The organism is Nonlabens marinus S1-08, assembly GCF_000831385.1.
Classification (GTDB): Bacteria; Bacteroidota; Bacteroidia; order Flavobacteriales; family Flavobacteriaceae; genus Nonlabens; species Nonlabens marinus.
On sequence record NZ_AP014548.1, the window covers coordinates 876,152 to 897,882 of the forward strand.

At 40.7% G+C, this 21,731-nt stretch carries 18 protein-coding genes; 12 read left to right on the forward strand and 6 right to left on the reverse strand.

What is annotated here, in order from left to right; genetic code table 11:
• Positions 1-10 precede the first annotated feature (10 nt).
• The 4 genes from NMS_RS04170 (at position 11) to NMS_RS04185 (ending at position 4,437) form a co-directional block, all read left to right on the forward strand.
• Complete coding sequence (locus NMS_RS04170) at positions 11-1,258, forward strand: O-antigen ligase family protein (protein WP_158448956.1); 1,248 nt, start codon at positions 11-13, stop codon at positions 1,256-1,258.
• 61 nt (positions 1,259-1,319) lie between these two features.
• Positions 1,320-2,309: a UDP-glucuronic acid decarboxylase family protein gene (locus tag NMS_RS04175; protein ID WP_041495562.1), complete on the forward strand. Its 990-nt coding sequence runs from the start codon at positions 1,320-1,322 to the stop codon at positions 2,307-2,309.
• Positions 2,272-3,663, forward strand: coding sequence for an undecaprenyl-phosphate glucose phosphotransferase (locus tag NMS_RS04180; RefSeq protein ID WP_231862358.1), 1,392 nt, complete (start codon positions 2,272-2,274; stop codon positions 3,661-3,663). The genes NMS_RS04175 and NMS_RS04180 overlap by 38 nt, the downstream gene beginning before the upstream one ends.
• Entirely contained in the window at positions 3,664-4,437 is a 774-nt protein-coding gene (locus NMS_RS04185; protein ID WP_041495563.1) for a glycosyltransferase family 2 protein, read from the forward strand.
• On the opposite strand, the gene NMS_RS04190 is transcribed toward NMS_RS04185, so the two are convergent.
• Positions 4,434-5,735: a phenylacetate--CoA ligase family protein gene (locus NMS_RS04190; RefSeq protein ID WP_041495564.1), complete on the reverse strand. Its 1,302-nt coding sequence runs from the start codon at positions 5,733-5,735 to the stop codon at positions 4,434-4,436. The genes NMS_RS04185 and NMS_RS04190 overlap by 4 nt on opposite strands.
• Before the next feature lie 66 nt (positions 5,736-5,801).
• On the opposite strand from NMS_RS04190, the gene purD reads away from it, so the two are divergent.
• Positions 5,802-7,073, forward strand: a complete 1,272-nt coding sequence (gene purD, locus NMS_RS04195; RefSeq protein ID WP_041495565.1) for a phosphoribosylamine--glycine ligase — start codon at positions 5,802-5,804, stop codon at positions 7,071-7,073.
• 2 nt (positions 7,074-7,075) lie between these two features.
• Here purD and NMS_RS04200 read toward each other — a convergent pair whose 3' ends face one another.
• Positions 7,076-7,306, reverse strand: coding sequence for a DUF6341 family protein (locus NMS_RS04200; protein ID WP_041495566.1), 231 nt, complete (start codon positions 7,304-7,306; stop codon positions 7,076-7,078).
• A gap of 44 nt (positions 7,307-7,350) precedes the next feature.
• Between NMS_RS04200 and NMS_RS04205 the strand changes: the two genes are divergently transcribed.
• The 3 genes from NMS_RS04205 to NMS_RS04215 are packed head-to-tail and all read left to right on the forward strand — an operon-like array spanning position 7,351 to position 9,936.
• Complete coding sequence (locus NMS_RS04205) at positions 7,351-8,256, forward strand: hypothetical protein (protein WP_041495568.1); 906 nt, start codon at positions 7,351-7,353, stop codon at positions 8,254-8,256.
• A gap of 41 nt (positions 8,257-8,297) precedes the next feature.
• Complete coding sequence (locus tag NMS_RS04210; protein WP_041495569.1) at positions 8,298-8,906, forward strand: DUF4254 domain-containing protein; 609 nt, start codon at positions 8,298-8,300, stop codon at positions 8,904-8,906.
• Position 8,907: 1 nt separating this feature from the next.
• The gene (locus NMS_RS04215) at positions 8,908-9,936 is read left to right on the forward strand and encodes a glycosyltransferase family 9 protein (protein ID WP_041495571.1); all 1,029 of its coding nucleotides are present in this window, start codon (positions 8,908-8,910) and stop codon (positions 9,934-9,936) included.
• Positions 9,937-10,166: 230 nt separating this feature from the next.
• Here the strand turns inward: NMS_RS04215 and NMS_RS04220 are convergent, their stop codons facing one another.
• On the reverse strand, positions 10,167-10,616 hold the full coding sequence (locus NMS_RS04220) for a hypothetical protein (RefSeq protein ID WP_041495572.1): 450 nt from the start codon (positions 10,614-10,616) through the stop codon (positions 10,167-10,169).
• 148 nt (positions 10,617-10,764) lie between these two features.
• On the opposite strand from NMS_RS04220, the gene NMS_RS04225 reads away from it, so the two are divergent.
• Together NMS_RS04225 and NMS_RS04230 are read left to right on the forward strand one after the other, a co-directional pair.
• Positions 10,765-14,145: a hypothetical protein gene (locus NMS_RS04225; RefSeq protein ID WP_231862359.1), complete on the forward strand. Its 3,381-nt coding sequence runs from the start codon at positions 10,765-10,767 to the stop codon at positions 14,143-14,145.
• A gap of 12 nt (positions 14,146-14,157) precedes the next feature.
• Positions 14,158-15,435, forward strand: coding sequence for a M20 metallopeptidase family protein (locus tag NMS_RS04230; protein WP_041495574.1), 1,278 nt, complete (start codon positions 14,158-14,160; stop codon positions 15,433-15,435).
• Positions 15,436-16,048: 613 nt separating this feature from the next.
• Here the strand turns inward: NMS_RS04230 and NMS_RS04240 are convergent.
• Together NMS_RS04240 and NMS_RS04245 are read right to left on the reverse strand one after the other, a co-directional pair.
• Positions 16,049-17,593 carry a glycine--tRNA ligase gene (locus NMS_RS04240; RefSeq protein ID WP_041495576.1) on the reverse strand — a complete coding sequence of 515 codons (1,545 nt, stop codon included), beginning with the start codon at positions 17,591-17,593 and terminating at the stop codon, positions 16,049-16,051.
• Between the two features lie 129 nt (positions 17,594-17,722).
• Positions 17,723-18,604: a hypothetical protein gene (locus NMS_RS04245; protein WP_041495577.1), complete on the reverse strand. Its 882-nt coding sequence runs from the start codon at positions 18,602-18,604 to the stop codon at positions 17,723-17,725.
• A 39-nt stretch (positions 18,605-18,643) separates the two neighbouring features.
• On the opposite strand from NMS_RS04245, the gene NMS_RS04250 reads away from it, so the two are divergent.
• Together NMS_RS04250 and NMS_RS04255 are read left to right on the forward strand one after the other, a co-directional pair.
• Positions 18,644-19,330 (forward strand): ComF family protein, encoded by a 687-nt coding sequence (locus NMS_RS04250; protein ID WP_041495578.1) that lies wholly within the window; start codon positions 18,644-18,646, stop codon positions 19,328-19,330.
• Positions 19,331-19,363: 33 nt separating this feature from the next.
• Positions 19,364-20,962 carry an Ig-like domain-containing protein gene (locus NMS_RS04255; RefSeq protein ID WP_052476700.1) on the forward strand — a complete coding sequence of 533 codons (1,599 nt, stop codon included), beginning with the start codon at positions 19,364-19,366 and terminating at the stop codon, positions 20,960-20,962.
• Here NMS_RS04255 and NMS_RS04260 read toward each other — a convergent pair.
• The gene (locus NMS_RS04260; protein ID WP_041495581.1) at positions 20,949-21,728 is read right to left on the reverse strand and encodes a nitrilase family protein; all 780 of its coding nucleotides are present in this window, start codon (positions 21,726-21,728) and stop codon (positions 20,949-20,951) included. The genes NMS_RS04255 and NMS_RS04260 overlap by 14 nt on opposite strands.
• Positions 21,729-21,731: the final 3 nt, after the last annotated feature.

The following is a 21,731-nucleotide window of genomic DNA, read 5'->3' on the forward strand; positions in this document are numbered from 1 at the left end:
AATAATTAGATTGTCTTATGTAGATAAATCGCCCATGTACGGGTTGTTTCTATTATTTGCAATGCCCGTGATCCCGCATTTTGTTTCCAGCGTCTTAATTTTTTTGTTTTTAGCAAGCAGCTTCGTCTCTTATGTGAAAAGGAAAAATAAAACTTTCTTGACCAGTTTTTATTTTTTGAGTACGACTTTGTTTTTTGTTTACCTGCTAAGTCTAACCTATTCGGAAAATCTCGAGTATGCGATTAAAAAAATAAGCACTGCATTACCATTAATTGCAATACCGCTCGCATTTTCCTTCTTCTCTACTGAACAATTAAATTTTTGTAGAACCCATTTAAAGGATTATTTAAAAACCTACATAGCTGCAGTAGGCTTGTTGATTGGGATTTCTACGGTTCAACTCTTAGCAGATCACACTCTGGTAGAATTATTCAATGCACCAAGAGGATTTTATCACTCCTTAAAACTCTTGTATGGCATGGATAGTTTGTATTTAAGCTATCATCTCTCCATTGCAGTTTTGTTTGCCACCTACCTTTTTTATATTTCAAAAAAGTTTTGGAAAGCTATAGTGGCTTTTATCATTTTAGCATCTCTATTTATAATCTTACTTTATTTAGGGTTTAAGGCAGGTCTCATAGCTAGTATCTTGAGCTTTGGAATAATATCCATTCTGACTAACAAATGGAAGTTATGGATTTTATTCGCCTCAATGTTGACCCTATTGATTGCTACAATAATATTCTCACCTAAAATTGCAGACCGCTTTTCAGAGTTACTGATTGTCAAAAATGAAGCCTCAATACGTAACACTAGTACTGTTAGGTCTGACGTAAATCAATGCACATTTCTATTGCTTCCGGAAGCTGGTTTTATAGGATATGGAATAGGTGACGGAAAGGCAGAGCTTCAGGAATGCTTATCCACAGTCAATAAAGATTTGGCAAACCGATCTTACAATACACATAATCAATATTTTAGTATCATAGTAAATGTAGGATTTATTGGCTTGACTTTGTTTCTAGGCTCCCTATTCATTTTGTCCATTATTTCATTAAATGTCAAGAATCATTTAGCAATTACCCTTGCAATTCTATTTGCGGTCTGGATGCTTGCAGAAAATATTTTGGAACGGCAAGGTGGGATTATGTACTTTTCATTATTCACAAGCTTTTTGTTTGTAATTAACTTTAAAACCACACGTAAATTACCGCTTTTATTATCTCATGAAAAAATAATGGAAGCCATCAATAAATAAGTTGAAAGCTTGGTTTTTCTTTCAACGTATCTTTGCAAAAGGCGCTTAATACAGTACCAAAATGAAAAAAAGAGTACTTATCACTGGAGCAGCGGGCTTCTTAGGATCTCACCTATGTGATCGATTCATTAAAGAAGGATACCATGTCATAGGAATGGACAATCTGATTACTGGTGATCTAAAAAACATTGAGCATTTATTCCCTCATGAAGGCTTTGAATTTCATCATCATGATGTTTCAAAATATGTGCATGTTTCTGGGGGGTTGGATTACATCTTGCATTTCGCTTCACCTGCTAGTCCTATTGACTATTTGAAAATCCCTATACAGACGCTCAAGGTAGGTTCTCTAGGAACTCATAATTTATTAGGTCTAGCAATGGCTAAAAAAGCCAGGTTGCTCATTGCATCTACTTCAGAAGTCTATGGAGACCCTTTAGTTCACCCGCAAACGGAAGAATATTATGGAAACGTCAATACCATAGGCCCACGAGGTGTATATGACGAGGCTAAACGATTCCAGGAATCGATGACGATGGCCTACCACAGGTACCATGGGCTTGAAACTAGGATAGTTCGTATCTTTAATACATACGGTCCACGTATGCGTTTAAACGATGGTCGGGTCATTCCCGCATTTATGGGGCAAGCCTTGAGAGGTGAGGATATAACGATATTTGGTGATGGTTCTCAAACTAGATCCTTCTGCTATGTGGACGATCAGGTAGAAGGAATATATAGATTGCTATTAAGTGATTATTCAGATCCAGTGAATATTGGGAACCCACATGAGATTTCTATCAAAGACTTTGCTCAAGAAATCATAGATTTGACAGGAACCGACCAAAAGGTAGTATATCAATCACTACCACAGGACGACCCCATGCAACGCCAACCAGATATTTCTAGAGCTAGAGAAGTTCTAGGGTGGGAGCCTAAAGTTGGGCGTAAAGAAGGCATGAAGTTAACCTATGACTACTTTAAACAGCTGTCTCCAGAAGAACTGAAAAAAAGTGAGCACAAAGACTTTAGCGAACACAGCAGAAGATAGCATCAGCTATCGCGATGGAAGGTATTCCAGTCTTATCAGACCCATTTCTTATGTGTTTGATCTGGCGATTATTATCTATAGTACCGCTTTTTTCTTTAAGCAAACTTTTGACACACTTTCCTTTTCCATTTTTATAGGAATTTGCTGGATCGTAGTGTCTATGCAATTAGGTTTTTATCAAATTCATAGAAACACAAAGCTTTCCACACTCATAAGCAAGTTGTTCAAGCAATTAGTGTTTTTCATACTAGTTGTTTTTGCGTTTTTCGGGTACTATTATCAGATTGATAGCACAAGTGGCTATGTTTTCAAATACATAGGTGTGGTGTTTACCACCATTGCCCTAGTTAAAATCACGGTGTACTACATCTTCAAAAATTACCGCAGCTATCTAGGCGGTAACTTCCGCAATATTGTTTTGATAGGAGAAAACAAGGAAACCATGGAACTCAAAAGTTTTTTTGAGACGCATCCAGACTATGGTTATCGCTTGCAAAATATTTTTGACGTCAAATCACCTAATTACAGTCTAGATCAGATCAAACAGTTCATTGTAGAAAACAATATAGATGAGATTTTCTGCTCAGTTAAGGAACTGGACAACGATGCCTTATTAGAACTGACAGACTATGCAGACAATAACCTGCGCACTTTAAAATTTTTACCCAACCCAGACACCATTCTTTCTAAACACCTCAAGTACGATTATTACGGGAAGACCCCAATCTTGTCTTTGCGGGAGATTCCACTAGACGATCCAGTGAATCAGCTGGCTAAACGTTCCTTTGATATCGCATTTTCATTATTGGTTATCGTTGGATTGCTTTCCTGGCTCACACCCATCCTAGCCTTGTTGATCAAATTAGAAACTAAGGGTCCCGTATTCTTCAAACAAGAACGCAATGGACTGGATTATAAAGAATTCGAGTGTTATAAGTTTCGCTCCATGGTCATTAATAAAACAGCTCACTTGCATCAGGTGTCCAGGAACGATTTAAGGATTACCAATGTTGGTAAATTTTTACGCAAGACCAGCCTTGATGAGCTACCGCAATTTTACAATGTGCTCAAGGGCGACATGAGCGTGGTAGGACCGCGCCCTCATATGGTAAGCCACACGCACATGTATGCTGAGCGCATCGATAAATTTATGGTGCGACACTTTGTAAAACCAGGTATTACAGGATTGGCCCAGGTAAGTGGTTATCGTGGTGAGGTGGAGACTGAAGAGGATATCGTGGGCCGCGTGCGCAACGATATTTATTACATAGAGAATTGGAGTACATTGATGGATCTGCGCATTATCTTTAAAACCGCTCTCAACGTATTCACCGGTGAGGAAAAAGCGTACTAGATGGATCTCGTTTCTGTCATAGCTCCAGTTTACAACAACCACAGGACACTTAAGGAAACGCTGGACAGCATCGTGCAACAAGACTATCGGCCTCTAGAAATCGTCATCGTGGACGATGCGAGTGATGATGAGAGTTTCGCTTTCGCGAAAGCGTATTCCCTACAATACCAACAACACGACACCAAATTCATCCTTCACCAAAACTTGAAGAACAGCGGCGCCGGCGTCACCCGAAATAAAGCATTAGGGCTTGCCACAGGCCGTTACATGGCTTTTCTAGATGCTGACGACATATGGAAGCCAGAAAAGTTAACTAAGCAAATAAACGCTTTAAAACTTAGTGGCAAATCAGTTTGTTACTCGGCTTACGAGATATTTGAAGAAGACTATTTAAAACCTATAGCTATTCATAATGTTTTTCCAGAATTAACTTTTGAAAAACTCCACAAAACCAATTACCTAGGGAATCTCACGGGAATCTACGACGCGTCTTTAATAGGAAAAGTGAAGATCAGTTCCATTCGTAAACGACAAGATTGGGCAATGTGGCTAGACGTGCTCAAAATAGCGGGACCAGCAGTTGGGATTCAAGAACCACTAGCAAGTTACCGACTGGGAGCAGGATTATCTGCCTCAAAGCTGGATTTGATTAAATATAATTACTCCGTGTATCGCACGCACTTAGGCTACAGCATCTTCAAAAGCTGCTGGTATATGACTCTTTTTTTCTATGAGCAGTTTTTTATTAAGAATGCCATGAGGAAAACTATTTAAACCTCATCTACCTCAGTCACAAACTGCTTCAATTTGCCACGTTTGCTGCGATCCAGTTGATCTAGCTTTTCAAATGCTACCACAATTGATGCATCCGCATAATCTGCCATGGCGTTTTGAATCTGTCGCTGTTCTTTTTGTGTGAGCTCAGCTTTAGCAACATATTGTATTTGAAATAGCAACGGCTCTTTTTGAACAATCACAAATTCAGTGACTGTACTTTGATCATTGATTACGCTTTTTGTTACATAATAAAATGTCAATCCGGGAATCACTTTTCCATTGGGAAGCCGAGCGATGTCGCTGGTTCTGCCTTGTAGTTGCTGGAGGACTTGCTTACCGTTTTCAACGCTAATACTTCCCAGATCACCTATTTCATAGCGTATAAATGGATGCGCTTTGTTAAACAAATCGGTGATTAAAATTCTGCCGATGCTTCCATTTTCTAAGGGTTGATTAGCGTCATTCACTACTTCAACAAACAATGTTGAAGTGTTTACAACGAATTGTCCTTCCTGATTTTGTAAAGCAATCAGTCCAGTCTCGCTGCTGCCGTATTCATTGATCACGTTAACGCCCACCACTTTTTCCAGCAAATTGCGGTCGTCATCAAATAGCATTTCGCTGGTAACGATACAGGCTTTAAGCGTGGGACAAACTTCTTTCAGAATTATATTATGGGCTTGACAGTATTTGGCAAACAATACTATACTGCTGGTATACCCATTGATGTAATCGTATTTATTCTTGCGAAAATTTTCGAGGTAACCTTCCAAAACAACATTACTCATATCAAAAATGGGAAACCTGTGCCGATTGCCCACAAAATCTTTGAATTGCTCTTTCACCCTGCCTAAACCTTTTGAGGGAATTCCGTAAAATCGAGCTTCTAGGGAATGATCTAGGTCAATAGATTGTTGTTGGTACGCTTGATCAAAAGTCGCCCAAGTCATGGCGTGGCAAAATTTATCCTTAGCATAAGAAAAAGGATGCCCGCTGGAACCGCTGGTTTTGCCTTTATGAACATTTCTAACGGTATACCCTTTACTCAATCGCTGGTGCAGTGGTTGTTGCAAATCAGATTTAGTGAGAATGGGCAAATCGTTCCAGCCAATTGTTTTGTCAGGGACATGAGTATTGTAGAAAGCGTTGAATTTGAAATGGTGCTCTAGAATCTCCTGGCGTTGCTGTAATAAGCGTTCAACACTCCAGCGGGAAACATCATCAAGCAGCTGTGTGGCCTTCTTTAAATCATAGCCTTGCCATTGCAGGGATTTTCTAAAATAGGGTAGTGGCATTTAAACTGAGATTGAGCGTCCATAGCAAAGTAAAACTTTTATTTTTGCTTTCTCAATAACCATCCTATGAACGTATTGATTTTAGGTAGCGGCGGCCGCGAGCATGCTTTTGCCAGATCCATTGCTAGCAGTCCATTACTTAACGACTTGTATGTTGCCCCTGGTAATGCAGGCACAGCAACTATAGCAACTAATCTACCAGTTGGAGTTACTGACTTCCAGGAAATTAAACGGACGGTAATAGAAAAGGAAATCACAATGCTTGTCGTGGGGCCAGAAGCGCCATTAGTAGAAGGGATCTATGATTTTTTCCAAGAAGATGGGGAACTCAGCCATGTGAACGTGATTGGGCCGTCAAAAGAAGGCGCCGTACTAGAAGGATCAAAAGAATTCGCTAAAGAGTTCATGATGCGCAACAAGGTTCCTACGGCGGCCTTTGAGAGTTTCACAAAAGAAACTCTCAAAAAAGGAATGCAATTCATCGATACACTTCAAGCACCCTACGTGTTGAAAGCGGATGGGCTTGCAGGTGGGAAAGGAGTGTTGATCATCGCAGATGCTGATGAGGCCAAGGAATCTCTCGAGCAAATGCTCGTAGGCGGGAAATTTGGTGCTGCCTCAAATAAGGTGGTTATTGAAGAGTTTCTAGACGGCATTGAGATGAGCGTCTTTGTCATGACAGACGGTAACAGCTATAAGGTGTTACCTACTGCCAAGGATTACAAGCGGATTGGAGAAGGAGATACTGGACTCAACACTGGCGGTATGGGCGCTATTTCTCCAGTTCCTTTTGCAGATGAGGTGTTGATGCAAAAGATAGAAGAACGTATCATTAAACCAACGGTGGATGGTTTAAAGAAAGAAAATATCACTTATAAAGGCTTTATTTTCATTGGTTTGATGATCGTTGACGGCGAGCCTTTGGTCATAGAATACAACGTGAGGATGGGAGATCCAGAAACTGAGGTAGTTCTGCCTCGAGTGACGAGCGACTTGCTTTCTCATTTCCACGCTTTCGCGAAAGCGGAACTCCACCTAGAAACAGTAACCATAGACCACCGCAGTGCTGCCACAGTCATGCTCGTCGCAGGTGGCTATCCAGAGGTTTATGAAAAAGGCATGGAAATCACAGGCTTAGAAAAGGTACAAGAAAGTATCGTTTTTCACGCTGGCACCACATCGAAAGATGATACGGTAATCACTGCTGGAGGTCGTGTGATGGCAGTAACTAGCTTTGGGGATACGTTCCAAGAAGCCGTAAAAAAATCCTATGAAAATGCAGAAAAACTACATTTTGATAGGATGTATTATAGAAGAGATATAGGGTTTGACCTATAAACCTATTTCAAGAAAGAGTGGGCCGTTTGAGAACGGTCCTCCTCGTCGTTTTGGTCAAAAATGCGCAATTGCTTCATCCAGTACCATACAGCTACAACTAAAACGATAATAGCAACCCAAGTAAAAGCGTTAGCTAACCACCAGTTTTCTAATTCCAACTCCCTCAACATATTGAATGGAACCATTAGGATTTCTTCGAATAAGTAGGCAATCGCCTCAAATAAATCTTTCATTGCTTTAACTTGCTTTAAGACTGCAAAAATAGTGAAAAATTAATATGCTCTCCAGATTTTTTAGCTCTTCCCAACCCTTTCACTACTTAGTAGGCATCTTGTTATTAGGTCCTACAAGTATTTTATTATTGTGGCTGCTTAACGGCGACTGGCAATGGAGTTATGCGATCATAGGTTTGATATTGCCATTTGCCTTGCTTTTAGTTCAATTCATTATCCTGAAAAATGAACTTACTGGGCAGAATTCCTATGGTCTTTTTGCCTACACTATGCTGACTTTGAGTGTGATTGTAGGGATTGTTGAATGGAAGCTTGCGGTATGCTTGCTCCTTTTTTTACTTGCTTTACGCCGTTTGATGAGTCTTAAGACAGGAACGAGTACCATACGCAAGATATTTGATGGGACTTTCTGGATCAGCATTGCGACACTTCTTGAGCCATATATGGCCATCTATTTTCTTGCGGTCTTTACAGCTATATTTTTGTTTGACCGGACTAAATGGCGCCACTGGGCTATTCCCATCATCGCTGTGGTTTGCGTGATTGTCATCAGTTTTACCTTAGAGATATTTTTAGAACAACCTATCCTCACCCGGATTTTTTACCGTTCAGAATATGGTTTTAATGGACTACTCAAAGAGTGGAACCCCTCGGATCTGTTAGCTTGGTTCTTATGTGCTACGGCTGTTATTGGGTTTGTGATTTATATTATAAAACTGGTTGACATCCAGCAGCGAGTACGACCTCGATTTTCCGTTTTGGTGATTGCCGGCGTTTGTTCTTTAATCTTGGCGCTGGTTGGTGATGCTCATTTTGTTTTACTGCTCATTCCAGTCATTTCGATTTTTCAAGTACGAGCGTTAGAGCACATTTACCATAGAGGATTTAGAGAGTTTATTTTTTTGTTGCCTGCATTGTTGATTGTGCTGGCGCTATTGACTCAGGGATAACTCCCACGAGAAACTTTATATTTGCACTTTAAATTTTACCTATGTTTTCTAAAGAGGCGAACACCATTTTTCAAAAAGCTATTAAAGATTATCACGTTATAAATACCGTTGATCAAGCATTTGAAAATCCATACGATCGCACCACACACTTGATAGAACACCTGTTGTATCGCAAGTGCTGGATTGATACCGTACAATGGCATTATGAAGACATCATTCGAGACCCTAATATTGATCCTGTTGCTGCACTTACTTTAAAGCGTAAAATTGATGCCAGTAATCAAGACCGTACGGATATGGTGGAGTACATCGATAGCTACTTCCTAGAGAAATATAATGACGTTGCTGTAAAGGACAACGCGACCATCAACACAGAGAGTCCGGCATGGGCGGTAGATCGTCTTTCGATTCTAGCGCTTAAAGTATTCCATATGGAAGAAGAAGCAAACCGCACAGATGCTAGTGAGGCGCATAAGGCCGCTTGTCAGTCAAAATTAGACATCTTATTAGAACAACGCATCGATCTTTCCACAGCTCTTGACCAGCTGTTAGAAGACATCTCTAATGGCAAAAAATACATGAAAGTGTACAAGCAAATGAAGATGTATAACGACGATGAGCTGAATCCCGTATTGCGTTCTAGAAAATAAGATGCAAAAGCCACAACGAATAGTAGTCCTGCGCCTTAGCGCAATGGGAGATGTGGCGATGACCGTACCGGTTTTACTAGCCATGCGCCGGTTGTATCCTGAGGTTGAACTAATTTCGCTTTCGCGAAAGCGGTTCTTTCCCATCTTACAGCACATACCGGGAATTACCTTGATAGAGGCCGCAGTTAATGAGCAACACAAAAGTATTTTAGGATTAAGGCGACTCGCCAAAGAAATTAATGAATACCAACCCGACGCCATTGCCGATTTACACAATGTACTGCGCACAAAAATCTTGCGACTTTTTTTAGGAGGACTTTCAAAAGCAGTTATTGATAAAGGCCGTAAAGAGAAAAAACGACTGGTGAATGACCCCCATTTTTTTCAGCCATTGCCCACTACTTTTGAGCGGTATCAACGTGTTTTTGAAGATTTAGGCTTGCCAGTACATGTTGCAATGTCTGATGTGTTGTCTAGACAAGCCATACCGCAAAAAGCTCATAGCCTGATTGGAGATCACGAATGCCGCTGGATAGGCTTGGCACCATTTGCGGCTCATGATGCCAAGGCATTATCGCTCCAAAAAGCAAAGGAATTAGTTGCGGCGATTATGAATATAGATAACGTGAAAGTATTGCTATTCGGTGGTGGAGCAGCAGAAGCTAAGGAGCTAGAGCTTGTTGCAGGGACTATGTCCAACGTTTTCAATATGGCAGGGCGCATGAGTTTTAAGGAAGAGTTACAATTGCTTTCTAATCTAGACGCCATGGTTTCCATGGATAGTGGCAACGGACATCTTGCAGCCATGTATGGAATACCCGTGATAACCATTTGGGGTAATACGCATCCCCACGCTGGCTTCGCGCCTTTTCTACAACCAGAAGAAAACCAAATCACACCAAACCTCGAGCAATTCCCATTAATTCCTACTTCCATTTACGGCAACAAAGTGCCTAAAGGTTATGAGAAGGTAATGGATACGGTAGATTGTGATCGAGTGGTTGAGCGGCTTAAGGAACTTTTATTCTAATTGTTTAACACTTAAAGAGTTTATCATTTGCTCACGATGATTAACTAGGAGCTGAAAAGTTTTCACACCTGCAGTTACTTCTAGCTTATCCTTGACTAAACCAAAAAGTCAATCAATACACATAAGGTTTTTTCGGATTGAAGACTAGCGATTGAACTATGCTGGAGATTATTCCAAGAGGGACTCCAAAAATCAGCGCAATAACCTGCAAACTATTTACGCTTAATTTATTAGTTACAAGGTTCTGCGGACCATTCTTGTCCGCCGTGACCATCTTGACACAGATACGACTCTTTTAATTCAATTATCTCAATATTTCCATTGATTGAAGTATCGTATTCCATCCAGATGGTGATTCCTTTATAGGATTCGTCTTTCAAATTCTCTCGCTTATAAAAAAGAATATTATTCCCGAATTTACTTTTATACAATTGTGTGATAGTCATTGTTTCCGGGCTAGATTCTAAAACTTCATGGGGATACATCTTTAAAATATCCATTGGATCATTAATACCACTGCTTGCATCAATGGTTTTTTGAAGTTGTTCGAAATCAATATTGCGGAATTGTGACAATTCCATATCACCTAAAAATATTGATTTGATTTGTTCTGACTTATTACAAGAATTCAAAGAAAATAGTAGTAAAAGTGTGGCTAGAATATGTGATGCTTTGATCATAGAATGGCCTAAAATAATGTCATAGTCGAATTTACTGAACTTATATAGGTATTACAAAGCCATACCCACCATAAACCCAAACATTTAAAATATTTTTGAGTTTGGACTGTTGTATCAATAGATGAGGTGGAAGCTACTTATAGTTTTAATGTGTTGTAGCTGGATTGCGAGCGCCCAAGAATATTCTGGTACCGTCAAGAAACGCCTTGCAGTAAAGGACACCATTAGCTTTCACAACTTAAGCGTTAACCCCAGCTTTTTTAAAATTCAGGACAAGAAAGGTGTCCCCATTGACACCTCTCTATATCGCGTGGATTATGCTAAGGCTTTTCTAATTATAAAAGAACAACGATTCATCACTACAGACAGCATCGATGTTCAATACCTACCGCTAGCCGATTTCCTCACCAAATCCTATCAGCTCTACGATCCATCTATCATTCTAGGAGAAAATAGCCAGCAAGAACAATTGGTTGAGCTGCGCAAAACCACTAATAAAAATAATTTTGTGCCCTTTGATGGGCTCCAAGTGAGCGGTAGCATAACCCGTGGGATACGAGTGGGTAACAACCAAAACAGCGTGGTAGATTCAGAGCTGGACTTGCGCATTGTTGGGAAGTTATCTGATAAAGTATCGCTGCGAGCCTCGATTCAAGATGCTAATGTTCCACAGACCCAAAACGGATATTCCCAGCGGCTGGATGAATTTGATCAGATATTTATTGAGCTGTTCAGTGATGATTGGAATATAAGAGCAGGTGATGTAGACTTGATGCAATCTGGATATCAATTCAATAATTTTACCAAAAGAGTGCAAGGAATCGCTGGCGCTATAAAGTTCAACGGCGAGGAATCTACCGGTTATGCGGGCGCAGCAGGAGCATTAGTTCGAGGAACCTTTAATACGAGCCGGTTTACAGGCCAAGAAGGGAATCAAGGACCTTATAAACTGGTAGGCCAGCAAGGCGAATTGTTTATTTTGGTGATATCAGGTAGTGAACGGGTTTATGTTAACGGTGTATTGCTTACCCGTGGTGAAAATGCCGATTATATAGTCGACTACAATGCGGGCGAAGTGCGCTTCAACCCGACTTTTCCTATCACCAGCGAGATGCGTATTTCTATCGAATACCAATACAGCGATCGAAATTTTACCCGTTTTATAGGTTATGTTAATGGCGGGTTCAAGAATGAAAAACTTCAAATTGACTCATACGTTTACACAGAAAGTGATGCAAAAAATCAACCCCTGCAACAAAACCTAAGCGAAGAGCAAATTGCCATACTTGTTGATGCTGGTGACGATCCAGAGCAGTCCATTGCACCTAGCGCTGTGCCAGCAGATTTTTCTGAGAATCGGATACAGTATGTGCGCCGGGTGGTGAATGGTGTTCCTCGATTTATTTTCTCACAAGATCCCCAAGAGGAGCTTTTTAATGTTCGATTTAGTTTTGTAGGAGCTAATCAGGGCAATTATGTATTGATCAACAATCAGGCGATTTCTAATATCTATGAATACCGTGCACCCATCAATGGTGTGCCTCAAGGAGATTATGAGCCTGTTGTTCAATTATTTGCTCCTGAAATTCTGACGATTGCAGGTGTCAAGGCCAATTATGAGCCTACAAATACCACCACTGTATTTACAGAGCTGGCGGCCAGTAACAACGACCTCAACCGATTCTCTCCTCTTGACGATGATAACAACACTGGAGTAGCAGCAAAAATAGGAGTGGAGCAGCAATTGTTTAAAAAAGATAGTTTACAAGCGCTTAAAGTAAGTCTGAATACCGATTACATACGGTCTGATTTCCGGAACGTAGAGCGCGTTTATAATATTGAATTCAATCGGGATTGGAACCTAGACAGTACCATAGGTGACCAGTTGTTTACAACCGGCGCTTTGGAATACAATAGAGATACTACCATAGCCGCAAGCTATTCATTTCAGCATTTAGAATTTGCAGACCGGTACAATGGGAATCGGCATAATATAGCTGGAAAGGTGCATAGGGATGGATGGTTGTCACGCTTTCGCGGAAGCGTACTTACCACAAACTCCTCTACACAACAGTCCACTTTTAACAGGGCAGCGGCATCAGTTATCAAGCGATTTAATAAGAATTGGGCAGGAGCACGATTGAATCTGGAGGATAATGAACAAGAAAATAAAGCGACGGGAATACTCACGCCCCTATCCCAAAGATTTACGGAATATGAAGTGTTTGCGGGTCGTGGAGATTCCACGGTGACATTTGTTGAGGTGGGTTATCGTTACCGGGTAAACGATAGTTTGAGAGCAAATAATTTGCAACGGGTCAATACGTCAAACACTTATTACGTAAAATCACAACCTATTAAAGATGAGGTGCAAAGTCTGCAGGTTTTTGCAAACTACCGTGTGCTTTCCAGTGAGGACAACGATGTGGAAAACGAAGTATCTCTCAACAGTCGTGTGATTTATGGGCGGCGATTTTATGGGAGTAAAGTCTTATGGAATACTACCTATGAAACCAATAGCGGGACTATCCCTAGACAAGATTTTACGTATTTGGAAGTGAATCCAGGGCAGGGAACTTTTACCTGGATCGACTATAATGGAGATGGCATTCAAGATTTAAATGAGTTTGAGGTGGCGCAATTTCAGGATCAAGCGCGCTACGTGAGAATCTTACTGCCTAACCAGGTGTTCATACCCATTCATCAAAATAAATTCAGCCAGACCATCACTTTGAACCCTATTTCTTGGTCCAGCGAGGAAGGCTATAAGAAAGTACTCTCTCAATTTTACAACCAGACCAGTTATTTGATCGATCGCAAAGTAGTGCGACGTGGGGAGAAATTTGATTTGAACCCGTTTGATGATAGCGGTGATCAATTGGGATTGAATTTGAGTTTTAGAAACAGCTTGTTTTTCAATCGCGGCAAACAGCGCTATACGACTAACTATACTTATTTAAGTACGACAACTGAAAACCTGCAAAGCATAGGCAGTATTGAGTCAGAGCTCGAAAGCCATCAGATCAATTTTCTCCACAAAATAGCCGAAAGTTGGCTGTTTACCTTCAACGGACAAACTGGTTTTAACGCTAGCAGCAGTGAGAATTTTGCAAATAGAAACTTCAAAATCGACGAGGATTTATTGAAGCCTCAAGTGTCTTACTTATTCGGTGAGAGCAATCGGGTGGATCTTTTTTACGAATACCAGCGTAAGGATAATCAAATCAACGATTCCGCCACGCTGGATCAGCAAAATTTAGGACTGGGCTGGAGCTTCAACAACGGGCAGAAATATGCAATTAATGGTGAGTTGCGTTATGTCAATAATGATTTTGAAGGTCAGGCTTTCTCACCGGTAGGTTTTCAAATGCTGGAAGGTTTGCAACCGGGTAAGAATTTGACCTGGAATCTATTATTGCAGAAAAAAGTCACCAATTTTATAGACCTGAACTTAAGCTACAGCGGCCGGAACTCAGAAACCGCAAGCACCGTGCATACGGGAAGCGTGCAGCTGAAGGCTTATTTTTAAGAACAACCAATTATGAAAGGAACAGTTTTATTTTTATGCGTAATTCTTGCGGCGGCTACCTCTTGTAAAACGAACAAAGAATTCAACCATTTGAAAATGGCGCAGATGTCAGACGATCTTTTCCCTGAATTGGTTGAAATACGCCGAGGCCTGCATCAGCATCCTGAATTATCAGGTCAAGAAGTTCGCACTTCTCAAATTGTCGCAACCTATTTGCGGGAATTGGGAATGGAAGTCCATACAAATAAAGGAGGGCATGGTGTAGTAGGGATTTTGAATACCGGTAAACCGGGCAAAAAGATCGCCTGGCGGGCAGACATGGATGCGATCAAATCTGAAGATGCTGAAGACCATTCCTTTCAATCTCTAAACCCAGGTGTTTCTCATAACTGTGGACACGATGTTCATACTACTATAGGACTAGGAATTGCCAATGTAATGTCACAGATGAAAGAACAAATTGACGGCCAAGTTTATTTTATTTTTCAGCCGTCAGAGGAGGCTTTTACAGGAGCACAAGCCATGATGCAGGACGGGCTTTTAGATGTGATTCAGCCTGATGAGATCTACGCCTTGCATGTATTCCCTTCACAGGTGGGAACTGTGCAAACCAAATCTAACGAGCTTTTTGCTTACCAACAAACCATCGTACTGAACTTCAAATCCAGTACAAACGATAGTGTGGAAACCTATATAAATTCTGTTTTAGAATCACTAAATAGACAATTCAATAGCGGTACGCCCAGCTCTTTAAATGAATTAACCGATGAAAAATTAGGTCTCGTTAATCAAGAAACGATTTACCGAGATTATTTCTTTTCCACGCCCGTAAACCAAATTGCTTCATCAGATGCTGAAATGTCTTTTCAGTTTACCATTTATGAAACGGACCAACAAAAGATGGGTGCGGCGGTATTAAACCTAGAGAAAGAGATAGGAAGTTCTAAATATTCAAACGATTTAATCGGCGTGGTATCGCTGTCAAAAAACCCAACGGTTCAAAATGATCCTAGTTTAACAGGGGAATCGTTGGACATGTTGACTAATACCTATGGAAACGATAGAATCCAACGCATGTATGGTCAGATCCCTTATTTTAATGAAGACTTCACCTATTTCCAAGACCATATTTCGGGAGTGCTTTTCTTGTTAGGCGCTTCAAATGATGAAAAAGGCATCCTGGCCATGCCTCATTCTCCAGAATTTAAGGTGGACGAAAAAGCCATTAACTATGGAGTTCAGTATTTTTCTTCATTGATGGTGAAACGAATTAACGGTGAAGGCATGTAATGATTTTTATAAGGGTATGGTCATTATTATTTTGAACTATAAGCTACAGCGGCAGGAACTCAGAAACCGCAAGCACGGTGCATACGGGAAGCGTGCAGCTGAAGGCTTATTTTTAAAGGATTATATATGGGTAAATTGAAAGTCACCGACATTCTAAAAGTCACGAACAAAACTGACTTCAATAGCTATTCGGATTATCAAACCTATCCGACTTCAGATATAAGCTGTACTGAATGTGATACTATAACTTCTATAAGTTTGGCTCATTTGAAAAAACATCAATCATCTGAATCTTCTAATTTAAGTAAGAAAGACAGAGTCGCATTTGACCAGTTTATCAATATGAGAGTAGAAGAACACGATAACTCTTTTCTAGATTATTACTGTTCACACTGTTCTACACCAATCAGAATACTTTTTAAAAGTGGAGCTGGTGGCCGACACGGTGAATTTGGCTTTAAACTGCAGTATTTAATATCAGAATCAAAATAAGCAAATCAGAATTTACTGATATACGAGATTGCACTCGACTAGGCTCGAGCAAACATTCAAACGAAAAACAAAAAAAGAGTAAACTTTTAAGTTCACCCTTTTTCAAGAACTCAATGAGTCTCTATATCTTCCTCAACCACTCACTCATCGCCACGCGCTTTTCTAGATAAACTTTCAAATCCTTTATAGCAATGCGTTCCTGAGTCATGGTGTCGCGATCTCTTACCGTAACAGCCTTGTCTTCCTTAGTATCGTGGTCAATCGTAACACAGAAAGGTGTTCCGGCAGCATCCTGACGTCTGTAACGGCGTCCTATGGCGTCTTTTTCATCGTATTGTACCTTCATCGACCATTTTAATTCGTCAATGATCTCGTGTGCGATTTCTGGCAAGCCGTCTTTTTTAAGCAATGGTAAAATCGCTGCTTTTACAGGTGCGAGTACAGCAGGTATTTTAAGCACCGTACGTTCAGATCCATCTTCTAGTGTTTCATCCATTAAAGCTGAAGAGAAGATGGCAAGGAACATTCTATCTAAACCTATGGAAGTTTCAATCACATAAGGAACATAGTTTTTATTTTCCTCGTGATCAAAGAACTGCAGTTTTTTACCGCTGTGCTCTTCGTGGGCTTTTAAGTCAAAATCGGTTCTGGAGTGAATTCCTTCTAGTTCCTTAAACCCAAATGGAAAATTGAATTCAATATCAGTTGCGGCATTTGCATAGTGCGCTAGCTTCTCATGATCGTGGAAACGATAGTTATCTGCATCCAGTCCTAAAGAGTTATGCCATGCCATGCGCTTCTCTTTCCATACTTCAAACCATTGCAATTCAGTTCCTGGTTTTACAAAGTATTGCATTTCCATTTGCTCAAATTCCCGCTGACGGAAGATGAATTGGCGCGCTACAATCTCATTTCTAAAGGCTTTTCCTGTCTGAGCAATTCCAAAGGGAATCTTCATACGTCCGGATTTCTGAACGTTAGAGAAATTCACAAATATTCCCTGTGCTGTTTCTGGACGCAAGTATAAATCGGTCGCAGTATCTGCACTGGCACCTATTTTAGTACCGAACATTAAGTTGAATTGGCGCACATCAGTCCAATTTTTTGAACCTGTATCTGGATCTGCAATGTCAAGCTCTTCGATTAGGGCTTTCACACCGGCAAGATCTTCGGCCTCCAGTAATTTTGCCAGTCGCTCCACAGGTTCTTTGGACTGTTTCAAATAGCCCATCACTCGCGGATTGGTCTCCCGATACATATTTGCATCAAAATCCTCACCGAATCTTTTAGCAGCTTTCTCGACCTCTTTGTTAGCCTTTTGAAGGTATTTCTCGCAGTAATCTTCTACCAGCACATCAGCACGGTAGCGTTTTTTAGAATCTTTATTGTCGATCAATGGGTCGTTGAATGCATCCACATGACCAGATGCTTTCCATGTGGTGGGGTGCATGAAAATGGCGGCATCAATCCCAACAATGTCTTGGTTGAGCTGCGTCATGGCTTGCCACCAGTACTCGCGTATGTTTTTCTTTAATTCTGCACCGTTTTGACCATAGTCGTAAACAGCCTGCAATCCGTCATAAATCTCACTGGATTGAAATACATAACCGTACTCTTTTGCATGAGAGAGTACCTTTTTGAACTGATCTTGATCGTTGTTTGCCATAGCTGCCAAAGTTAAAAAAAGACAGCTATTGTGCAGTGGCTTTGTGGGGAATTCATTGTGTTTTGTTTCCGCTTTCGCGAAAGCGAAATAATAAATGAAATAAGACCACAAGGAATAGTTTTTGGAATACTACTTAAATACCAAATCGTTACTACCCACACGTACAGGGCCATTAAAGAGATTGACGCGGTAGGTACCTTTGACGATCTTTTCCACATCAGCATCCAGCATCTCGCAGATGCTGAGTTCTTTACCTTGATAATTAAAGTCTACTTTCTTAGAATAGGTAAGGGTCTTTTCATCAAAAGATACCGTTTTTGCAACGCCCATAACGTTATTTTCTGGATTGATAACTTGTAGGTAAAAGGAGCTAATGCCTCTTTCTGCCAATGCATTTTCAGGCAGGGTAAAACATACCTTAAGGTCATCCACGCGGCTGGCGCGATCGTTAATGATTTGTTTGCCAGAATTGCGCACGATCACTCCATCCATCTTAAAATTAGTAGGGATCAATGTCGCGGCTTGCTTTACATTTTCAGTGAGTTTAGCAACGGTTTCTTCTTTCAATTCGCTTTTGATCATCTCTTCATTAAGCGCAGCTAGCGTGCTGTCATTAATGCGCACGAGGTATTTGTTGCTGGCTTCTAGTTTTGAAATTTTGGCGGTGAGCTCTAAACGCTCGTCTTTTATTTTGGAGAGCTCTTTGCGCAATCGGGACATGACTGCCACACTTCCTTCCAGATTGATGACACTATCGCGCAAGCGAGTGATGCGCTCTCTAGCTGCAATCAAATCATTGCTTAACATATTGCCTTTTTCTATCTCGCTCGTGTACTCAATTGAAATATTTTTGAGTTCTTCCTCAATGCGTTCTTTCTCTGTCGTTAAACTTGATTTGATGTTTTCGTTTTCCTGATAGGTGGTGTAGGACCAGTAGGCGAGAAGGATAAATAGCAGGATAACGACTCCAACTATAATCTTGAGAAAACGATTGTCTTGACGCGTTGTCATAAGCTTGCTTATATTTAAGATACTAATCTAAAGATTTTTATGCAGTCTTTAATCCACGACTTCATTAATTTATTTTATCCGGAAACCTGCATGGGCTGTGAGCAAGTCTTGCATCCAGGCGAGGAGATTCTCTGTGTTCCCTGCCGTGCACAGCTGCCAGTAGCGTACCATGATGTGACGGACAATGATAAAATAGCAGAGTTATTTTATGCTCGAGTTCCCCTGGAGCATGTGACCAGTTTGCTGTATTATGAAAAGATAGGCACCGTTCAACACATCATCCATGCCCTTAAATATAAAAAACAGGAGCGCATCGGCGGGTTTTTAGGACTATGGTTGGGGAGCTTGATGGCTTCTGACGATAGGTTTAAAAATGTGGATCTTGTTATTCCAGTTCCAGTTCACCCTAAACGTTTGAAAGAACGTGGCTACAATCAGGTTACCAAATTTGGCCAATGCATTGCAGATGAATTGGGAGTTCGCTTTCGCGAAAGCGTGCTCGTTAAAAATCGCAATACCATCAAGCAAGCCCAGCTGGATCAACGACACCGCAGCGATGAATCTCAATCACCTTATCAGGTTCAAGAAGAGTTAAGTGAAGGTTTGCATATACTGCTGGTAGACGACATTATCACCACAGGAACCACCTTGACCTTGTGCGCCAGAGAGTTGCTAAAAATTCCAGGCACTCGCATTTCCATTGCGACAATGGGCCTATCGGTTTAAAATATCTAGTAACTTGCGAGCGTTTTGAAAACTGTGAAAAAGACGTACTTCCTGACATTGTTTGCACTGGCTATTGCACTGGTATTGACGCAGTGTGCGAAACGTGGTTCTCCCACTGGCGGGCCTGTGGATGAAGAACCACCAGCCATATTAAGAGCCTTTCCTGATAATTACAGTGTCAATTTTAAAAACCAAAAGATTGAAGTGTTTTTTGATGAGTATATCAAATTGAAAGATTTACAAAAGCAACTGGTCATCTCTCCACCACTCAAGTACCGCCCTAATATAAAACCACAAGGCGGGACTTCAAAAAAGCTGACCATAGAGATTTTAGACACCTTGCAAGATAACACGACTTATGTTTTGAATTTTGGACAAAGTATCGTTGACAATACGGAAGGCAATGCTTACCCATTTTTCAAATACATCTTTAGTACAGGTTCCTACATCGACTCCCTTCAAATAAAAGGTCGCGTTACAGATGCCCTCAATTTTGAAACAGATGAATTTGTAAACGTGATGCTGTATGAAGTCGATGAAACTTATACAGATTCCATCATTTACAAAGAACAGCCTCGGTACGTCGTCAACACTCTAGACAGCCTGACTACATTTACCATGGAAAACTTGAAGGCTGGGCAATACCGTATGCTAGCTTTAAAGGAAAGCTCCAGCAATTTAAAGTTTGATCCTAAAAGTGACAAAATAGGCTTTGTTAGTGAGGTGATTACCGTGCCTACTGATGAGACTTTTGAACTTACTTTATATGAGCCCATTCAAGACAAGGAAGTGCGCAGGGCGAGTCAGGTGGCACAATCGCGTATACAGGTAGGTTATACAGGAGAACTTGACTCTATGACAATTTCGCCTACAGATAAATCATTAATCAATGCAAGTCGCATTACCAAGGAAGATAAAAAAGACACATTAAATTACTGGTATAAACCTGTCTTAGAAAGCGACAGTCTAGGACTACAAGTGGAATACAAGGATTTTAGGCAAACGGTTACTGCTCGATTAAAAAAGCAAGATCCTGATAGTTTGATCGTTTCTAAATACGGGCAGTTCAGTTTACGTACTCCAGTTCAATTTACAGCAACCACTCCTATTGTTGCCTTGAGGCCTTTACAAATGAAATTGATCAATAAGGATTCCGTACCACAAGATTTTGCAGTGAAGCTGGATTCTTTAAAGAATGTTATGACTTTTGAGTTTGAGCCCCAGCCAGAAAACCGTTACAATTTGAAACTACTTCCTGGAGCCATAACTGATTTTTATGGTGCTACGAACGACACCATAAACAGTATTTTTACCACTCGAGCTACTTCAGATTTAGGAAATATTCCGATCAATTTTAGCGGTGGATCCAGCTTTCCTATTATTGTAGAGATCGTAACTGAAAGCCTAGAAGTGGTAGCTTCACAAACCATAAGAGAAAACAGTTCTATTGCTTTTGATTACTTGACCCCCAATAAGTATTACATACGCATGATCTATGACGCTAATGATAACGGCAGGTATGATCCTGGAAGTTTCCTAGACAATCGCCAGCCGGAGAAAGTAGTGTACTTCCCAGACTTGATTGCCTTGCAAGCGAATTGGGATTATGTAACCAATATTACTCTAGAGTAAACGCGTCCCGATCTTCGAGAAACCTTAGTTTTTTTCTAGTGAATTCGATGTGTTCTTTGTCTAAAACCACTTGTTGAATTCCCTCCGTTTGCCAGGGGTGATCTTTGATCATCTCATGGCCTAGTACATCATATACTTGAGAATGACCACTGTAATCCATGCCAGTTCCATCAGTTCCTACTCGGTTGACGCCTATGCAATACGCCATGTTTTCAATGGCACGAGCTTTCAATAAGGCGTCCCATGCGTTGACTCTAGGCACTGGCCAGTTGGCCACATAGAGCAACACATCATAATCCTGCGTATTTCTCGCATAAACCGGGAAACGTAAATCATAGCAAATCTGCAAGTTGAATTTCCAACCCTTAAATTCTGCAATGACGGGTTTTTCACCACGGTCGTACACTTCATGTTCACCTGCTAGGGTAAAGGTGTGGCGTTTATCGTAAACGGTGAAATCACCATCAGGCTTCATAAATATCCCACGATTGCAATATGTACCCGAATCTTTTTTGAACATCACGCTGCCGTAAATCGCAAAATTTCCAGCCATCGCATGGTTTTTAAACCAATCATAAATGGTATAGGAGTACGCAATCTCTTGCGGATTCATAGAAAAGCCAGTGGTAAACATTTCTGGAAGAATTACTAGTTCTGTATTGCCGTAGAGCTCTTTGAGCTTGATATCAAAGGCGCTGAGGTTGAGCAATGGCTCTTCCCAGATGAGTTCTGTTTGTATGAGCGATACTTTGAGTTTTTTTGACATGTT

Bases quoted from the DNA above. Each gene is read 5' to 3' on its own strand.
- NMS_RS04260 (WP_041495581.1), bottom strand. From the start codon at position 21,728: ATGTCAAAAAAACTCAAAGTATCGCTCATACAAACAGAACTCATCTGG.
- NMS_RS04220 (WP_041495572.1), bottom strand. From the start codon at position 10,616: ATGATCAAAGCATCACATATTCTAGCCACACTTTTACTACTATTTTCT.
- NMS_RS04245 (WP_041495577.1), bottom strand. From the start codon at position 18,604: ATGACAACGCGTCAAGACAATCGTTTTCTCAAGATTATAGTTGGAGTC.
- NMS_RS04215 (WP_041495571.1), top strand. From the start codon at position 8,908: ATGCAAAAGCCACAACGAATAGTAGTCCTGCGCCTTAGCGCAATGGGA.
- NMS_RS04200 (WP_041495566.1), bottom strand. From the start codon at position 7,306: ATGAAAGATTTATTTGAGGCGATTGCCTACTTATTCGAAGAAATCCTA.
- NMS_RS04225 (WP_231862359.1), top strand. From the start codon at position 10,765: ATGTGTTGTAGCTGGATTGCGAGCGCCCAAGAATATTCTGGTACCGTC.
- NMS_RS04175 (WP_041495562.1), top strand. From the start codon at position 1,320: ATGAAAAAAAGAGTACTTATCACTGGAGCAGCGGGCTTCTTAGGATCT.
- purD (WP_041495565.1), top strand. From the start codon at position 5,802: ATGAACGTATTGATTTTAGGTAGCGGCGGCCGCGAGCATGCTTTTGCC.
- NMS_RS04210 (WP_041495569.1), top strand. From the start codon at position 8,298: ATGTTTTCTAAAGAGGCGAACACCATTTTTCAAAAAGCTATTAAAGAT.
- NMS_RS04250 (WP_041495578.1), top strand. From the start codon at position 18,644: ATGCAGTCTTTAATCCACGACTTCATTAATTTATTTTATCCGGAAACC.
- NMS_RS04230 (WP_041495574.1), top strand. From the start codon at position 14,158: ATGAAAGGAACAGTTTTATTTTTATGCGTAATTCTTGCGGCGGCTACC.
- NMS_RS04205 (WP_041495568.1), top strand. From the start codon at position 7,351: ATGCTCTCCAGATTTTTTAGCTCTTCCCAACCCTTTCACTACTTAGTA.
- NMS_RS04240 (WP_041495576.1), bottom strand. From the start codon at position 17,593: ATGGCAAACAACGATCAAGATCAGTTCAAAAAGGTACTCTCTCATGCA.
- NMS_RS04185 (WP_041495563.1), top strand. From the start codon at position 3,664: ATGGATCTCGTTTCTGTCATAGCTCCAGTTTACAACAACCACAGGACA.
- NMS_RS04190 (WP_041495564.1), bottom strand. From the start codon at position 5,735: ATGCCACTACCCTATTTTAGAAAATCCCTGCAATGGCAAGGCTATGAT.